This window comes from Hydrogenophaga electricum, assembly GCF_030160815.1.
In the GTDB taxonomy this organism is placed as follows: Bacteria; Pseudomonadota; Gammaproteobacteria; order Burkholderiales; family Burkholderiaceae_C; genus Hydrogenophaga; species Hydrogenophaga electricum.
In genome coordinates this window covers 16627-34075 of the sequence record NZ_BSPB01000039.1, presented here as the reverse complement: position 1 = coordinate 34075, position 17449 = coordinate 16627, and the positions used below count along the sequence as shown (strand labels likewise).

14 protein-coding genes are annotated in these 17449 nt (G+C 68.3%); 10 read left to right on the top strand and 4 right to left on the bottom strand.

Going from position 1 to position 17449, the window contains the following annotated elements:
• From QQK43_RS17470 to QQK43_RS17435, 8 genes are all read left to right on the top strand, one after another.
• Nucleotides 1–503 (top strand): tetratricopeptide repeat protein (locus QQK43_RS17470; RefSeq protein WP_284308777.1); only part of this gene is annotated, 503 nt, incomplete at its 5' end.
• A complete protein-coding gene (locus QQK43_RS17465) occupies nucleotides 500–2080 on the top strand; it encodes an ExeA family protein (protein ID WP_234266116.1) in 1581 nt (526 codons plus the stop codon). The genes QQK43_RS17470 and QQK43_RS17465, both read left to right, overlap by 4 nt.
• The gene (locus QQK43_RS17460) at nucleotides 2064–3734 is read left to right on the top strand and encodes a GspE/PulE family protein (protein ID WP_234266117.1); all 1671 of its coding nucleotides are present in this window, start codon (nucleotides 2064–2066) and stop codon (nucleotides 3732–3734) included. The genes QQK43_RS17465 and QQK43_RS17460 overlap by 17 nt, the downstream gene beginning before the upstream one ends.
• Before the next feature lie 2 nt (nucleotides 3735–3736).
• Nucleotides 3737–5002: a type II secretion system F family protein gene (locus QQK43_RS17455; RefSeq protein ID WP_234266118.1), complete on the top strand. Its 1266-nt coding sequence runs from the start codon at nucleotides 3737–3739 to the stop codon at nucleotides 5000–5002.
• A complete protein-coding gene (locus tag QQK43_RS17450) occupies nucleotides 5002–7275 on the top strand; it encodes a hypothetical protein (protein ID WP_284308774.1) in 2274 nt (757 codons plus the stop codon). Before QQK43_RS17455 ends, QQK43_RS17450 begins: the two co-directional genes overlap by 1 nt.
• Nucleotides 7272–8507 (top strand): type II secretion system protein, encoded by a 1236-nt coding sequence (locus tag QQK43_RS17445; RefSeq protein ID WP_284308773.1) that lies wholly within the window; start codon nucleotides 7272–7274, stop codon nucleotides 8505–8507. The genes QQK43_RS17450 and QQK43_RS17445 overlap by 4 nt, the downstream gene beginning before the upstream one ends.
• Nucleotides 8504–9808: a type II secretion system protein gene (locus QQK43_RS17440; RefSeq protein ID WP_234266121.1), complete on the top strand. Its 1305-nt coding sequence runs from the start codon at nucleotides 8504–8506 to the stop codon at nucleotides 9806–9808. Before QQK43_RS17445 ends, QQK43_RS17440 begins: the two co-directional genes overlap by 4 nt.
• Before the next feature lie 26 nt (nucleotides 9809–9834).
• Nucleotides 9835–10554, top strand: a complete 720-nt coding sequence (locus tag QQK43_RS17435; protein WP_284308771.1) for a prepilin-type N-terminal cleavage/methylation domain-containing protein — start codon at nucleotides 9835–9837, stop codon at nucleotides 10552–10554.
• A gap of 19 nt (nucleotides 10555–10573) precedes the next feature.
• Here QQK43_RS17435 and QQK43_RS17430 read toward each other — a convergent pair whose 3' ends face one another.
• The 4 genes from QQK43_RS17430 to QQK43_RS17415 form a co-directional block, all read right to left on the bottom strand.
• A complete protein-coding gene (locus tag QQK43_RS17430) occupies nucleotides 10574–12511 on the bottom strand; it encodes a B12-binding domain-containing radical SAM protein (RefSeq protein WP_284308769.1) in 1938 nt (645 codons plus the stop codon).
• A 60-nt stretch (nucleotides 12512–12571) separates the two neighbouring features.
• Nucleotides 12572–12979, bottom strand: a complete 408-nt coding sequence (locus QQK43_RS17425; protein ID WP_284308767.1) for a hypothetical protein — start codon at nucleotides 12977–12979, stop codon at nucleotides 12572–12574.
• Between the two features lie 90 nt (nucleotides 12980–13069).
• The gene (locus tag QQK43_RS17420) at nucleotides 13070–13474 is read right to left on the bottom strand and encodes a hypothetical protein (RefSeq protein ID WP_284308766.1); all 405 of its coding nucleotides are present in this window, start codon (nucleotides 13472–13474) and stop codon (nucleotides 13070–13072) included.
• A gap of 81 nt (nucleotides 13475–13555) precedes the next feature.
• Nucleotides 13556–14809 (bottom strand): Yip1 family protein, encoded by a 1254-nt coding sequence (locus QQK43_RS17415; protein WP_284308765.1) that lies wholly within the window; start codon nucleotides 14807–14809, stop codon nucleotides 13556–13558.
• A 254-nt stretch (nucleotides 14810–15063) separates the two neighbouring features.
• Here QQK43_RS17415 and QQK43_RS17410 point away from each other — a divergent pair, with 254 nt between their 5' ends.
• Together QQK43_RS17410 and QQK43_RS17405 are read left to right on the top strand one after the other, a co-directional pair.
• Complete coding sequence (locus QQK43_RS17410) at nucleotides 15064–15705, top strand: response regulator transcription factor (RefSeq protein ID WP_284308764.1); 642 nt, start codon at nucleotides 15064–15066, stop codon at nucleotides 15703–15705.
• On the top strand, nucleotides 15695–17449 hold the full coding sequence (locus tag QQK43_RS17405; RefSeq protein ID WP_284308763.1) for an ATP-binding response regulator: 1755 nt from the start codon (nucleotides 15695–15697) through the stop codon (nucleotides 17447–17449). Before QQK43_RS17410 ends, QQK43_RS17405 begins: the two co-directional genes overlap by 11 nt.

Here is a 17449-nt window from a genome sequence, read left to right as displayed (position 1 = left end):
CGGCGCCGGCGCCGGCTGAGGCTTCTTCCCCGGCGCCCGCTGCGGCCGCCGTGGTGGCGCCTGCGCCAGCCCGGGCAGAACCGGTGGTGTCGGTGGCGTCGCCGCGGGCGGCCGCCTCCGGCGCAGCAGGTCCCGAAGACCTGGGCGAGCTGTTCGATGCGCTCAACCGCGCACTGGCTGCCAAGGACGAGCCTCAGGCCCAACGGCTGCTGGCGGCGGTCCAGGCGCGACTGCCCGAAAGCTCGACGGCGCGCTGGCGGGCCGAGGCCTGGTTCGCCTACCAGACGGCCGACATGGATCGGGCGCGCCGTGCCTATCGCCGGCTTCTGGAGAAGGTGCCGGGCGACGAAAACGCCACGCTCACCCTGGTCGCGATCGAGCGCCAGCAGCAACGGCCCGAGCAGGCTCGCGAAGTGCTGTCGCGCTCGCTGCGGCAGAACCCCAACTCGTCGGCACTGCGCTCGGCGCTGGACCAGCTCAACCAGAGCGAGGGGGCCCGATGAACGCGCGCAACGGCCATCTTGCGGCGCTCGGACTGGTGCGCAACCCGTTTCCCTACACCCCCGACGCCGGGTGCTATTTCTCCACGCCCCACCTGGAAGAGCAGGTGGTGGAGCTGGCGCACTGCATCCTGGCGCGCAAGGGCATTTCGCTGCTGACGGCGGAAGTCGGCATGGGCAAGAGCACCCTGGTGCGCCGCCTGATGGCCGACCTGGGCACCAAGAACGTGGTGTCGGCCCTGGTTTTCAACACCTTTCTGCAGGGGCCCGAATTGCTGGCGGCGGTGCTGCAGGATTTTGGCCTGCAGAGCACGGGCTCCATGTCCTCGGACATTGGCGTGCTCAACAGCTTCCTGCTGGACAACCACCGCGAAGGCAAGACCTGCCTGCTGATCATCGACGACGCGCAGAACCTGGCGGCGAGCTCTCTGGAGCTGGTCCGCCTGCTGTGCAATCTCGAAACCGACCAGGAGAAGCTGCTGCAGATCCTGCTGGCCGGTCAGCCCGAACTGGAAGATACCCTGGCCCAGCACAGTCTGCGCCAGTTGCGCAGCCGGCTGGTCAAACACGCGCGCCTGTACGGACTCAACAGCACGGAAATCGCCGACTACGTGCGCTTCCGCTTTGAGTCGGCCGGCAGCGATGGCAGCTACCTGCTGCAGGCCGATGCCTGCCAGTTGCTGTGGCAGGAAACACAGGGTGTGCCGCGCCAGATCCACCTGATCATGGACCGTTGCCTGTACGGGCTCGCGGCCCACAACGCCAAGGTGATCGACGCCGCCCTGATGCGGCAGGCCATTGCCGACAGCCGCGTCGAGCTGACCGGAGTCGCCGGCGTGGCCGGCGGTCAGGTCCCTGTGCCCGCTGCGGCCTCGGACGCGACAACAGTTGCCAGCACCGGGGGCATTCCGGGCTGGACCTATGCGGTGGTCATTGTCGGCCTGCTGGGCATCGGCATCGTGCTCTGGCAGCAACCGCCGCGCCAGGCGCAGGCGGCCCTGACAGCGCCGATCGCACCGACACCCGCCACCGAAGACACACCGGCCGCAACGCCCGGCACCGCCGTCAGCGCGGAGCCGACCACCGCCGAAACCACCGCACCGGCCCCGGCCGACACGGTTGCGTTGGCTCCGGCGACGGGCGATGCCTTGCCCGTGGCGGCCCCGCTGCCGGCGCCCGCGCCGGTGATCGAGTCGGCGGTCTGCCAGCCGGCGCGGCCCTGGTCGGCCGAGCGCAAGATCGTCAGCCAGCCGCTGAGCGAAACGACGGTGCGCCTGCTCGGCTCGCGCCTGGCCCGTCTGGACGACCTGTGCCTGGAAACCCGCGAAGGCCAGACTTGGCTGAGCTGGAGCGCGCCGCCCGCCGGGTACGTGTCCACCGACCGGATCACAGCCGCGCGCCTGCAGATCGCGCTGACCCGTTTTGGCAGCCTGACACCGCAAGAGGTCGACGGTATCTGGGGGGAACGCAGCCGGCGCGCGCTGCAGCGCTTCCAGGAAGGTGTCGGCCTGCCGCCGACCGGCGAAATCGACGCCCTGAGCGGCTTGCTGCTGGAGAGGTTTTATGCGCAGGAGTCCTGACGCCATGGAAAGCGTGCCGGCTTCCGATCGCCGCAGCCTGAGCCGCATGCTGGTCAGCAGCGGGCTGGTCACGCAGGTCGTGATCGATTACGCGCGCCAGAAGCAGGCCGTCGAAGGCCAGCGCCTGGGCCGCATGCTGGTGGAGCTGGGCTTCATCAGTGCGAAGGATCTGGCCCGGCAACTGGCGCTGCAGCGGGGCATCGAGTTCCACGACCTGCCGGCCATCGATCCCGAGGTGGCCGCTGCGTTCAACCGCAGCCTGTGCCTGACGCACAACTTCCTGCCGATCCGCCGCGAGGGCGACAAGCTGCGCGTGTGGCTGGGTGATGCGTCGCCCGAGACCGTGGCGGCCATCGTGCAGCGCCGCGTCGGCCAGGACGTGCTGTTCTGGCAGGGCGACTTCTTCGCCGTGGTGGATGCCATCCACCAGCACTATTACTTCCAGGAAAACCCGGTCGAAAAGCTGATCGACACGGAAATCCGGCGCCTGTCCGACGACAACGACCATGCCTACAGCCCGACCCGCCTGCTGGAGCTGGTGCTGCATTCGGCGGTGCGCGAGCGCGCGACCGACGTGCACATCGCCCCCACGGCCCAGAGCCGCACGGTGCTGATGCGGGTCGACGGCGTGCTGCGGCCGATGTTCGCCATGCCGCCCTCGCTGGACCGGCTGACGGCTTTCATCAAGATCAAGGCCGAGATGGACGCCAGCGAGCAGCGGCTGCCGCAGGACGGCAGCTTTTCCATCCATCTGATGGAAGCGGCCTACACGATCCGGGTGTCGACCATGATCTCGGAGTTCGGCGAGCGCATCGCGCTGCGCCTGCTGCCCGAGCGCAGCGACCTCGATCGCCTGCAGGATCTGGGTTTCCTCGATGAGGACGTGGCCGAGATGGAGCGCGCCTTCGCGCGCCCGCACGGCCTGGTGCTCATCACCGGGCCCACCGGTTCGGGCAAGAGCACCACGCTGCATGCCGCGCTGCGCGTGCAGCCGCTGGTGGAGCGCAACGTGCTGACGGTGGAAGACCCGGTCGAATACCGGGTGCCGGTGGCCTGCCAGACGGAAGTCAACCGCCGTGCCGGCTACGACTTTGCCAGTGCCATGCGGCACTTCCTGCGCCACGACCCGGACATCATCCTGGTGGGCGAAATCCGCGACCCTGAAACCGCGCGCGCGGCGCTGGACGCCTCGTCCACCGGGCACCTGGTGCTGTCCACGCTGCACGTGGGCAGCATCTTCGGGGTGGTGCCCCGCCTGCGCCTGCTGGGGGTTGACGCCGACTCGGTGGCCGAAAACCTGGTGGCCGTGATCAACCAGCGCCTGGTGCGCAGCATCTGTCCTCACTGCAAGACCGAACGCCCCGCCACCAGCGCTGAACAGGCTTGGCTGGGCCGGCCGGTGGCCAGCCTGTTCCACGGGGTGGGCTGCGAACACTGCCGCGGCACCGGCTACCGGGGGCGCGTGCCGGTGTACGAAGTGCTGACCGTGCGCCGCGAACTGGCCGACGCCATCGTGGCCGATGCGCCGCGGGCGCGCCTGCGCGAACTGGCCGAAGCCGGGGGCCTCAAGCCCATGGCCCAGCTCGCACGGCACCGCGTGCTGGCCGGTGAGACGACCCTGGACGAAGTGCAGCGATCGGTGGGGCTGGACTGACCATGGGCACCGTCCGCACCTATTTCTACCGCGTGCTCCTGCCCCATGGCGAGGTGCGCAGCGGCTTCCTGCGCCTGCTGGTTGAACGCGACCACTCGGTGCGCGTGCGGCTGGAGCAGGAGACCGAAGGCACCGTGCTCTCGCTGATGCGGCTGCCGACCTGGCTCACCGCCATCAACGACTTCCGGCTGCGCACCTTCCGCAGCCAGGTGCGTTCGCAGGACCTGGCCGGCTTCCTGCGCGATCTGGGCATCATGCTCGACGCTGGCGTGCCCATGATGGACGCGCTCAAGACCCTGATCGAGGACGATACCGGCTACCGCGGCGTCGCGGGCATCGCCCGCAGGGTGCATGCGGACATCGGTTCCGGCATGCGCGTGCCGCAGTCGTTCTCCCGCCATCCCGACGTCTTTCCCGAGACCGTGCGCAACCTGGCCGAGATCGGCGACGAATCCGGCACGTTGCCCCGCATGCTGCTGGAGTCGGCCTCCCACGTCGAGCGGCTGATCGATATCCACCGCGACATCCGCACCGCGATGATTTACCCCACGCTGGTGTTCGCCTCCATCCTGGGCGTGGGCTTCTTCTGGCTGTACTACGTGGTGCCCAATCTGGCCCAGCTGTTCAAGCAGTTGCAGGCCAAGCTGCCGCCGCTCACGCAGTGGCTCATCAACGTGTCCGACGTGCTGGTGCACTACATGGTGCTGGTGGCGGTGGGCTTTGTGGTGCTGGTGGTGCTGCTGCTCTGGCTGTTCCGCTCCGTGCCGCGCTTCCGGCGCGCATGCTACGAACTCATGCACCGCCTGCCGGTGGTGCGCACGCTGCTGACCTCGTCGGGCATGGCTTTCATCAGCGAACACCTGTCGCTGCTCGTGCGCGCCGGGCTGGACTTCATGATGAGCCTGGACGTGCTGGCCCGCGCCACCTCCAACCAGTACTACCGCGATCGCCTCATGCGTGTGCGCGAAGGGGTCGCGCGCGGTGAAGGCATCGGGGCTTCGATGCGGCGCGTGGGCGGCTTTCCCGCCATGGCGGTGCGCATGATTTCGGTGGGCGAGGAGTCGGGGTCGCTGGACAAACAGCTCGACCGACTGGCCGCCGAATACCGCAAGCGCCTGGACGTCGTGGTCCAGTCCCTGAGCGAAATCATCAAGCCGGCGCTGATTCTGATCGCCGGTGGCCTGTTCATTTTTCTGATCGTGGCGCTGCTGCTGCCGATCTACGACCTGGTGCGTCAGTCGGTCGGTCAAACATTGGGAGTCGGGTGATGGTGCACCCCGGACAACACGCGAGAGTTCGCCGCCTGCAGCAGGGCCTGACCCTGCTCAAGGTGCTGCTGCTGGTGGCCGTGCTCGGCGGTCTGTCGCTGGTCGGCTACCTCGAATGGCGCGAACGCACGCTCGTCGAGACTTCGCGGCAGGAACACCGCGCGCTGTCGCAGGCGGACCAGGCCATCATCACGTTTGCCACCGTCATGCGCCGGCTGCCGTGTCCGGATGCAGACGGCGACGGGCTGGAAGACTGTGGCACCAGTGCCCAGAAAGGCTGGCTGCCTTCGCAGTCGCTGCGGCAGGCGGGTGCCGATCCGGGCGTCGACATCGGCCGGCTGCGTTACCTGGTGCAGCGCGGTGGTGGTGACCAGGATCTGACCGTGCTCAGCGACACCTGGCGCCCGCTGGAATACGACGACGGCGCGGCCACCTTCTTCAACATGCGGGACGCCAACCCGTACCCCGACGACATCCTGAACCTGGCCGACCTGTGCCAGCGCCTGGCCGTCGGTGTCGAAACCGCCTACGCCAGCGGCCGAGCGGCTGTGCGTTCGTCGCCCATGCGCACCGTTGCCTATGCGCTGGTGCACCCGGGCATGCACGGCAACACGACCACCGGTTCGCTGTTCGACGGCGCCAACCAGACGGATGCCAACGAAGTGGAAGACCCGGCCAAGGCGCCGTTGCTCTCCACCTACGACGACGTGGTTTTCGAGCGCTCGTTTGCCAGCCTGCGATCGGCCTTCCAGTGCCAGCCGCTGATCGATTCGATCAACATGGTGGCGCTGGGCCTGGATGTGTCGGAGCAGGTGGCCGACATGCGCGATGACAACATCGAGGCGGCGCAACAGGCCATCATTTTTGCCTCCATCGGCGCCGGTGTGACGGCGGTGGAAACCGCCGCGCTGATCATTGAAGGCGCCTCGGAAGCCGGCAATGCGGCGGTGGCTTGGGCGCTGTGTGCGGCCACGCTCGGCCTGGCGGTGAATGCCTGTGCGGCGGCGCCCCAGCACACTGCGGCGATTGCGCTGACCGGCGGGGTGATGGCGGCCAACATCGCGTCCATCGCCTTGAACATCGTCGCCGCCGTCAAGGCGGGCGAAGCGCTGGCCCTGGCCGACAACGAGATCGACGTGAGCGACCTGAGCTGCGGCCCGACCCCGAATCCCGACGACATCATCGCGGCGGCGCAGCAGGAGGTGACCGACGCCACCAACGCGCTGGCCGAGCTTGATGCGGACATCCTGACCAAGCAGGGCCAATTGGGTGCCGCCAACACGGCACGAACCAATTCGATCAACAGCCTGTATGCCACCGTGCGCGCCAGCCAGGCGTCTTCATCCATCGATTACAAGGTCACCAACCTGATCAATGCGGGGGATGCCTGGTACACGGCGGACGCCAACTTCAATACCGCCGAATCGCAGCTCACCTTGCTCAATGACCAGTACAACAACTGGAACGCTTCGGTCACCAAATACAACAACATTCTCAACAACCTGACCGGACCGGCGAACACGGGGGCGCTGAACACGCAGATCAACAGCTTGCAGACGCAGATCAACAACCTGCAGACCCAGATCGATGCCGAAACCAACCCGGACACCAAGCAGGCCCTGCAGTTGCAGCAACTGTCCTTGATGGCCGACCGGGAGTTGCTCATCCGCTACCGCGACTCGGGCGACACCACCGAAATCGTGACCGAGCGCGACCGCGCCGTGACCGAGCGCGACAACGTGGCCGGCCAGATCAGCGCCGCCCAGACCAACTACAACAACGCCAATACCGCCCTGGGCAACGCGAACTCCACCTACCAGTCGGCCTATTCGAGCCTGCTCAACCACGGCGTTTACTCCGTGACCACCGGGCTGACGACGACCTACCAGTGCACCAATTACGCGGGTACCTGTCCGGCCACGATCAACATCAGCGGCACGGACTACCCCGTCACCAACCGGACGAGCGTCGTGCGCAACGCGATCGCCGATCTGATGGGGGGCACAGGCAACACCTGGGGGGTATCGTGGCCGGCAGACGACAGCAAGCTGGTCATGCCCAGCGTCCGGCAGAAAGAACTCACGGCCTTGCAGGGGCGGCGCCCTGCGGCGGTGGACCGGGTGAATACGGCGAATGCCAACCTGGCGCAGGCCCAGGATGCTGCCCAGGACATGCCCGAGTGCACGATCACGGGCACCGGCGTGGGCCCCATGCCACCGGACATTCCCGAGGCATTGCTGATCAACGTTGACCGAAAGGGTGGCACGCGATGAGGCCGCGTTTCCTGCACAAACAGCGTGGCTTTTCCCTGGTGGAACTGGGGGTGGCGCTGGTCATCATCGGCCTGGTCGGCATCATGGTCTGGCGCTGGGTGGCGGCCATCACCGCTCCCATGACGCGCCCCGAGATCCAGCGCCAGCTCAACGAAGCGCAGGCCGCGATCGAAGGCTTCGTGCTGTCGCGCCACCGGCTGCCCTGCGCGGCACCCGATACCGGCGGCACTGAGGCTTGCGGCAGCGCCACAGCCGTGTTTCTGCCCTGGCGCACGCTGGGCCTGAGCAGCGACTTTGGCCGGCTGCACTACGGCGTGAACACCGGAGGTGGTGTCAATCTGGCCCAGGTGCCGAACCTCACGGCGACCCCATGGGCGGCGGCATCGCCCGACCTCAACCGCACGTTCTCGGGCGTGCCCACATTGCCGCCCGACCTGTCGACCGTGCCGGCTGCCGTGACCACCGCCCGCAACCAGTTGCAGACGGTGCTGACGCAGGCCACCGGGCGCCGCACCGTGGTCAACGGCCTGGACTGGTGCAACGTGCTGCGCCGCCATGCCAGCAATCCGGGCGTGGCCGGGTCGCTGACCGCCGGCAATGCGTCCACCGCCTTGCCCGTCGCCTTTGTGGTGGTGCACCCCGGGGAGAACAACCGCTTCGACGGTAACAACGCCGTCGGCGCCAACCCCAGCTTCCGCTTCGACCTGCCCGGCCGTGCGCAGGACGTCAACTACGACGACATCAGCCTGGCCGTCGGTCCGGCCGACCTCTCCATGCGTCTGGGATGTGTGGCGCGCCTGGGCGAGATGCAGGCCGCGGCCCAGGGGGCTTTTGCGGCCTACGACAACACGCGGGTGATGCAGGAGTACTGGTCGCTGCGGGCCTACGACATCATCTCGGCCGAGTCGGCCTTGCAGGCGGCGGAAGCGGGCGTCGTGATGTCGGCCATGGGCCTGGCGTTGGCCACGGCCAGCACGGCGATCAGCATCGCTTCGGCGGCCAACACCGAAGGCCTGACCGCCTTCACCATTGCCATGGCGGCCGTCAACATGGCACTGGCCATCACCGACGTGGCGATGTCGGCACAGGAGCTGTCGGACGCCCAGGACGCGCTGGCCGACGCCGAGGACAAGCTGGATGCCGCCAACGACTACGCCGTGCACATTTTCGACACACTGCGGCTCACGCTGGCGCAGGCGATCACGCTGGATGAAAAGGGGCTGAACCCATGAAGCGACTCCAACGGGGTTTCTCCCTGGTCGAACTCTCCGTGGCGCTGCTGGCGCTGGGCATCGTGTTGCTGGGCGCGGTCGTGTTCTGGCAATTGTCCGAACGGCAACGCGTGTCCACCCGCCAGATGGACACCCAGGTCCAGGTGCGCGAAGCGGTGATCGGGTTCGTGCACGCCAATTTCCGCATGCCGTGTCCGGCGCTCGACACCTTGGGCACGGAAAACTGTGGCGCCGGGCAGGTGGGTTATGTGCCCTGGCGCACCCTGGGCTTGCCGCGCCCCGAGGCCGGGCAACTGCGCTACGGGGTGTACCGCCAGGCCTCCACCACCGCGCACGAGGACCGCGATCTCGCCGTGCTCAAGGACCGCATGAACCCGTTGCGGGTGGCCACGCCGTCCCCGCGGCCGCAGAACAACACCGCGCCCAATGGGCAGCTGCCCCCCTTGCCGGTGGCCAGCGCGGCCAACCTGCTGGGCGCCACGCAGTCGGGGTCGTTCAGCGATCCGTTGTCCGGCTCTTGCGACGCCAGCAATGGGCCGCCTTGTCCGGCCACCCCGGTGGGGTCTGCGACCAACCTTATCGATGTCTGCCTGGCGCTGAACACGGCCAGCGACAACATCGTGGCACCGGCCGGCAACCTGGGCGTGAACGCACGGGGCAGCCGGCAGGCGGTGGCTTTTGTTATCGCGGCGCCCGGCATGCTCAACGCCAGCGGCACCGGCAACCGGTTCGACGGCGCCAACGGCACCGCAACCAACGCCAGCCCGACCTTCGAGTCGCCGAGCACGCTGATCACCAACAACTACGACGACCAGGTCATCTCGGTCAGCCATTCCGAGCTGTTCTCTCAACTGCACTGTGGCGCGGCCCTGTCGGCGGCGATGCACGCGCACTTCAATGCGGCCACCAGCGCCTTCGTGCTCGAGCGTGCGCTCTACGACTACCGCGACCAGCTGTACGTCGCATGGAAGCTCGCCGATGCCGACGTGTTTGCCGCGGCGGCCGGGGTGGCGAGTGCCGCATCGGCCATTCTCGATGCGGCCAAGGAAATGGTGTCCGCCACCGCCGACACCACCATGTCGGCGGGTGCCCGTTCGTTCCAGATTGGTCTGGCGGCCGCCGGCATTGCCACCGCTGCCCTGGCGGCAGCTGCCGCCGGATATGCCCAGTACGACGCCATCGCCTCGCGTGACGAGGCCTGGGACGTCTGGGAAGACTTCGCCACGCGGACCACGGCTGCCACCGATCTGTCCATCTCCATCAATCGCAATGCCCTGATCGGCGATGCCATCGGCTACTGACACCTTTCGGCCTTGAGGTAACTACCATGACCCACCAGAACCTGACGAACCTCCGCGCCTTCGGCCTGCGTCGCCAGCAGGGCTTTTCGCTGCTTGAACTGACCATCGCCTTGCTGGCCATCGGTCTGCTGCTGGGCGCTGCTGCGGTGGGGCGCGACCTGCAGCGCACCGCGGCCAACCAGCGCCTGTCCACCGACTTCGTGCAAGGCTGGCAACTGGCCTATGAGGCCTACATCAACGGCGTGGGCTATCCGCCGGGCGACAACGCCACCACGCCCACGGGCCAGGTCAACGCCAACACCACCGAGCTGTGTGGCAATACGCTGATCAACGCCTTCCTGGCGGCCGGCATCCGCTTGCCTGAAGGCCGCGCCGAAGGCATGCAGGATCGCTACGCCTACCTCGACAGCAACGGCAACCCGCAGGAAGTGCAGGTGTGCTTCCAGAACGTGGCCTGGGCCGAGCCCGGTGCCACCGTGGGCACCTATGTTTCGCGCCAGCGCAACGTGATGGTGCTCAAGAGCGTGACCTATTCGCTGGCCGGCATGCTCGACCAGCAGATCGATGGCCGCGGCGATGCCCGCTTCGGCCGTCTGCGCGATGCCAGCTACGCCAATTCGACCGCCGTCACCACGGGCCAGATCTGGCCCATCGACGACCGCATGGCCTACGGCACGACGACGCCGACCTCGCGCGACGAAGACCAGGTGGCCGTGACCACCGCGTGGTTCCAGATGATGCAGTGAACCGGGGAGGCGGTCGGGCTCAGCCCGTCGCCAGCGCGCGGGCAATCCGGCCGCGCTTGACCGTGGGACGCGGCACCGGGCAGGGCAGGTGCTCGAACCAGCGGCGCACGTCGTCTTCCACGCACAGGCCGTGCATGTAGTTGTAGATCGCCTTGCGCAGGCCCTGGCCCAGCACGTCGTGGTCCACACCCGACGGCATGGGCGTGGGGTCGACGAAACCGATGTCGTTCTTGGCGAAGCTGACTTCGGGCAGCGGAATCAGTTGAATGCCGTAGTCGGCCGGGTTCTGGCCGACGGGTGAATGCACGGTGCAGCTGAAGCGGTGGAAGAAGCCGCTCTGGATGCAGCCATTCTCGAACAGCTGGCGCACGTATTCCAGCGCGTCCACCGTGTCCTGCAGCGTCTGGGTGGGAAAGCCGTACATCAGGTAGGCGTGCACCAGGATGCCGGCATCGGTGAAGCCCCGGGTGACGCGCGCCACCTGCTCGACGCTCACGCCTTTTTTCATCAGCTGGAGCAGGCGATCGCTGGCCACTTCCAGCCCACCGCTCATGGCGATGCAGCCGCTTTGTGCCAGCAGCTCGGCCAGCTCGGGGGTGAAGGTCTTTTCGAAGCGGATGTTGCCCCACCAACTGATCTGCAGGTCGCGCCGGATCAGCTCTTCGGCCAGGGCTTTGAGGGCTTTGGGCGGCGCGGCCTCGTCGACGAAGTGGAAACCGGTCTGGCCGGTTTCCTCGACGATCTTCTGAATGCGGTCGGCCAGCGTGGCGGCGGAGGCGGTTTCGTAGCGACCGATGTAGTCCAGGCCCACGTCGCAGAAGCTGCATTTCTTCCAGTAGCAGCCGTGGGCCACGGTCAGCTTGTTCCAGCGCCCGTCGCTCCAGAGCCGGTGCATGGGGTTGAGCATGTCCAGCAGGCTCAGGTAGCGGTCGATCGGCAGCCCGTCCCAGGTGGGCGTGCCGACGTCCTCGAACGGGATGTCGGGTTCGGCCAGGTTCACGTATTTCACCGCGCCGTCTTCGCCACGCAGGAAGGTGCGCTGCAGGCGCTGGCGGCCGCGTTCGCCACGCAAGTGCTCGATCAGCGAGAGTACGGGCCGTTCGCCCGCGTCCAGCGTCACGTAGTCGACGAAGTCGAACACGCGCGGGTCTTTCAGCTCGCGCAGTTCGGTGTTCACGAAACCCCCGCCCAGGCCGATGCGGATGTGCGGGTTCTGGGCCTTGATGCTCTGGGCGATACGCAGCGCCGCGTACATGGCGCCGGGAAAGGGTACCGAGAGCAGCACCAGCGCGGGCTGGTGCCGATGGATCGCGGCCAGGGCCAGGCCCTGCAGCAACTGGTCGACCAGGGTGGGCGGCGCGGCCAGCGCGGCGGCCAGCGGGTCGAAGCTGGGCTGGCTGCTGGCCAGCGATTCGGCGTAGCGCACGAACTCGAAGCGTTCGTCGGCCGCGTCGCGGATCACGTCGGCCAGGTCGTTGAGGTACAGGGTGCCCAGGTGGCGCGCCTTGTCCTGCACGCCCAGGGCGCCGAAGGCCCAGCCCAGCGGGTCGCCGCTGTCGTCGCCATCGTCCATGTTTTGGTAGTTCTCCAGCGCCGAAAAACGCGGGCCCTCAGGCAGCAGGCCGCGGGCGGCGATGCGGTAGGCCAGGGTCGAGTCCCGCCCCTGCAGGTAGGCGATGACCGGGCCGATGGTGGCACGGTAGGCGTCGAACTGGTCGAGGAAGCTGTGCACGCTGGCCGGGCGCTGCGCCTCGGGCAAGGCCAGTGCCCGGCCCCGTAGCGCTTCCAGCCCGGCGGGCGTGAACAGCTTGAGCACCAGCGCCAGCGCCAGGTCTTCCTGCACCGCGTCGATGCCGCGTGCGCGCAGGAAGCCGGTGAGATAGGCGGTGGACGGGTAGGGCGTGTTGAGCTGCGTCATCGGCGGGATGAGGCTCAGCACGCGAAAGCGCGTGGTCATGGGGACAGCAAAGTGGGGCGGTCCCCGAGCTTAGCCCATGTGTCCCCCCCCCGCAGCGGGTCAGCGCCCGCCGGGTTGCAGCTCCAGGGTGTCGCGCTGCGATCCGAAACGGGCCCACAACCGCCCGGGCGCGCCAGCCATTGGGCGCTCGAGCAGGATCCAGTGGGGGTCCGACGCGTCGGCCGACAGCGGCAGGGCCATCACCAGCCGGGTTCCGACCACCAGGGCGGTCTGGCGCCCGCTCTGGCCGACCCATTCACAGGGGGCGGCCATGGGGTCTTCGCAGATGGCGCGGTCGGTGACCCAGTCGACTTCGGCGATGGGGCTGCCGATGTCCTGGATGACCTGCATGCGCAGCACCAGGGCGCCGGCGCGGGTGCGGATGCGCGGGTCGTTGCGCACGATGCGCCAGTGGCCCTGCCACGGCCCCACGGGGCGCTCTTGGGCACGTTCCTGCGCCGACTGCATGGTCGACGCCGGCTCCGCGGCCGCGGGCCCGCCGCAGAGGGCGCTTCCGATCAGCCAGCCGGCCAGGGCGGATGCGGGGATGCGCACGGCTCAGGGCTGCAGGCCGGCCAGGCCCTGCTGGGCAAAGCCGGGCTGACAACCCCGGGTCACGCACTGGGTCTTCGTGACTTGCAGGCGCACGCGTTCGCAGGCCGCGTGGGCCGTGCCCACGGGCTGCTCGGTGTTTCCACCTGGGGCGAGCCCACCGACCGTGGCCGAATTCAGGCCACCCGCGAGCGGTTTGCCGCTGGCGGCATCCAGTGCCTGGTATTCCACCACCAGCGCCAGGAGCTTGCGGTCCATCTTGTTCTGGGCTTTGACGCTCAGTTCGCAGGTGGCCATGGTGCCCGTGCCGGCTGTGCCGACGAAGGTGACGGGGACGTTGGCGGACTGGGCGGCGGCGCTCAGAGCGGCCAGTGCCGCGACCATGCCGATGAGGGTTTGCAGGGATGTCATGTGTTCCTTGCTGGACAGCGGGGCATCTTCATGCGTTGTTGGATCGCAGCGGCGCGCTGGCAGGCCACTGACGATCCCGTGTCAGGACGGCCGCTTGAGGCGGGCGAGCTGGTCCAGCCCCAGGGTCGAAAGGGCTTCGTGCAGTTGCTGGACCGGCAGGCTGCCGTTGGCCTGCAGCATCACCCCGTTGGGCAGCAGCAGGGCTACATCGGAGGCGCTGCCGTCCTTCTGGTAGCGCTCCTTGATGGCGATATCGCCGCGCCGGTAGACCCGTTCGACTTCCCCGTCGGTTTCGCTTTCCATGGTGGTGCGCGACCAGGCGGTCATGGCCATCGCGAGCGCGGGCACGGCCCCGACGTCCTGCACTTCAATTTCCAGTTCCTGGTTGTCGGCGGTGTATTGCGCGCTGACGCTGCTGACCTGGATGCCCATGGCGCTGTCCGAGCGCGCTTCGATGCGCGAGCGCGTCATGCCGGCCAGCTTGTCGGGCACGAAGCCGCGCAGCGTTTCGGGCGGGAAGGGCGCACCACCCTGGCCACCGAGGGCCGCACCCATCATGTCACCCAGCGCCTTGCCGGCGGCCTGGCTGTCGCCGCTGGCCTGGGCTTTTTCCATCTCGCGGCTGGCGGCTTCGATGCGGCTGGTGTCGATCTTGATGTCGGTGCCTGGAACGGTGATGCTCACGCCTGGCGAGGCGCTGCCGATGACGGGACCGCGGGGGCCCGTCCCGCCAATGCCCCCCGGCGTGACCAGCGAAGTCAGCAGGCCGATCAGGATGCCGGCCACGATGCCGCAGACCACCAGTGCCACCGTGTAGCCGATGGCCTTGTCCTGCGGCGCCTGCATCAGCACCGGAATGCCGGTGTAGATCAGGTAGATGGAATACAGCGCGGCCAGCAGGCCGAGCATGGACATCGACGGCACGGCCGAGAAGATGCCGCCCACCATGCCGGCCGTGGCGCCATAGGCGACCAGCTTGAAGGCCGACGGCAGGTTCTGCTGGCCCTGGAACTTCGGGGCCAGGGCGTTGGCGATGAGGGCCAGTACATAGACCATCGCCAGCGACAGCGCATAGCCCACCACCATGCTCACCAGACCCTGGACGATGGGAATGCGCACCGAGAAGCCGAACGCACCGATGCCGACCAGGCTCTGGCCGATGAAGCCCGCCACGGCGGGAATGGCGGCCAGGTAGATCAGGTAGCCCTTGTAGATGCGGGCGATGTCGCCGTCCTCGACCGCGATGTCGGACCAGGTCTCGCGCGGACGCAGCAGGATGGCCTGCACCCGTTGGAGCAGCGAGGGGGCGAGAGCGGGGGATGATGCCGTGTTCATGATGCAACTCTGTGAAAAGGGCCGGGCAGACTGCCGGCGCCAGGGTGCGGGGCAGGGTTCGCGAAGGCGGTTCGAGCGCCTTCGCCAGGGCCGCGCCAGTGTCGTCGCCGCTGGCAGGGGCGTCCATAGGCCGAACGGCCCAAGGTGTGCGCACGCAAGGGTGCCCAGGGCAGGCGGGGGACCGATCGGCCTATCGCCTTCGGGAATGGGCTGCGCTATTCTTCGTCGCCATGGCTGAAAAGGACAGAGACGACGTGGACAGGCTCGATGATTTCGGCCTGCTGCTGGTGGACGACCACCCCCTGCTGCGCGATGGGCTGACCATGGCGCTGCGCACCAGCGCGCCCGGCCTGCGGGTGCAGGCCGTGGCCTCGGCCGAAGAGGCCGACGCCTTGCTGGTCCGCGAAGCCGAAGCCTTCGACCTGGTGCTGCTCGACTACCGCATGCCCGGCGAAGACGGGCTGAGCGCGGCCCAGGCCCTGCGGCGGCGCCACGCGCACATCGCGGTGGGCCTGATGTCGGGCGCCGAAGACAACAGCCTGCCGGTGCGCGCCCGCGAGGCGGGGCTGGTGGCCTACCTGCCCAAATCGCTCGAAATCGATGCCCTGATCACCGCGCTGGAGCGCCTGGCCCGGGGGGAAACTGTTTTCGACCTGACCGAAGCGGTGCACCACAACGGCCTGGGCGCCTGCGGTCCCTTCGGCCTCACGGCCCGCCAGATGGCCGTGTTGCGGCTGCTGGCCACCGGGGCCAGCAACAAGGTGATTGCCCAGCAGATGGGCATCTCGCCGGCCACGGTGAAGAACCATCTTGACGCCATCTTCGCCAAGATGGGGGCCGCCAACCGCCTGCAGGCGGTGATGATGGTCCGCTCGGCCGCCGACGATGCCTTCTGAAAACCCCGCAGACCAGCGGCTGGTCTTCGAGGACAGTATCCGCAGCCTGTCGCGCGCGCTGCGTGGCTCCATCGTCACCAACCTCGTGGCCGCCACCCTGCTGGTGGTGGTGATGGCCCAGCACCGGCCCTGGCCGGGGCTGCTCGCCTGGCTGGCCGGGCTGCTGCTGGTGCACACCTGGCGCCTGATCGCGGGCAGTGTGAGGCGCTGGCGTTACGGTGCTGTCGCCGCGCCAATGGATGCCCAGCGCAAGGCCTTCCGCACCCTGGTCGACGCGACGCTGCTGGCTGTGTACTGGGGCGCATCGTCGGTGCTGTTTTTCGACCCGTCGCACGTGTCCGTGCTGTTTGCCTGGGCGCTCGTGCTCGGGGGCACCGCAGCCGGCAGCATCGGCGCGCACGCCCACCACCCGCGGGTGTCCTGGCTCTTTCTGCCGCTGCTGATCGGCCCGTTCGCGCTGCGGGCGCTCTGGGAGCCGGTGACCGACGTGCGCTTTCTGGGCCTGGGCATGCTGTTGCTGCTGGCCTACCTGCTCTATTACGGTCGCCAGCACGCGCGCACCCTGCGCCACCTGATCGAACTGCGGCACGAGAACAGCGCCCTGGTGCAGGAGTTGCGCGAGCAGGCGGCCGCCTTGCACGAGGCCAACGCGGCCAAGACCCGGTTCTTTGCCGCGGCCAGCCACGACCTGCGCCAGCCCCTGCAGGCCATCGGCCTGTACCTGTCGGTCATTGCGTCCGGCAAACCCCACCCGCAGGCCGTGGCCAGCATGGGCCAGTGCCTGGAGGCCCTGGACCGCTTGCTGGAAAGTGTGATGGACATCTCGCGCCTGGACGCCGGCAAGATCACGCCGGTGCCGGAGCCCGTGAACCTGGCCGGGCTGCTCGAACGCATGGTGCGGATGTACGAGGAGGCGGCCCGCCGCAAGGGCCTGCGTCTGCGCCTGCGCACGACGCCCGCCTGGGGGCTGGGGGACCCGGTGCTGCTGGAACGCATGATCTCCAACCTGCTGAGCAACGCCATTCGCTACACCGAACGCGGCGGGGTGTTGCTGGCCCTGCGGCCCCGGGGCGACGCCTGGCAAATCGCCGTGATCGACACCGGGGTGGGGATTCCTGCCGAGTCGTGGGAGATCATCTTTGAAGAGTTCGTGCAGCTGCACAACCCCGAGCGCGACCCCACGCTCGGCAACGGTCTGGGTCTGCCCACCGTGCGCCGCATCGCGGCGCTGCTGGGCACGCCAGTGACGCTGCGCTCCCGCCCCGGTCGCGGATCGGTCTTTGCCCTGCAGGTGCCGCGCAGCGAGCCGCCGGTGGCACCCATGGTCTCGCCGGCGCTGCTCACGGGCACCGAGTTGCGCGGGCGGGTGCTGGTGGTGGAAGACAACGCGGCCGTGCGCGATGCGCTGGTCCAGCTGCTGGGCAACTGGGGGCTGTCGGTGCAGGCGACCACCTCGGCGGCGCCGGCGCTGGAATGGCTGCGGCGCGATCCTTTTGACGCGGTGCTGTGCGACTGGCGGCTCCCGGGCGAGCCGGACGGCGTCGAGGTGCTGCGCCAGGCCCGGGCTCTGCAGCCAGCGCTGAAGCTGGCGGTGCTGATCACGGGGGAGGACGAGCAGCGTGTCCAGATGGCGCGCGAGGAATTCCTCGTGATGCGCAAGCCGGTGCGCCCGCTGCGGCTGCGGGCGCTGCTGTCGGCCCACCTGGTGGCGGCGTCCGGCCCGGTGCCAGGCACCGGGTCCTGA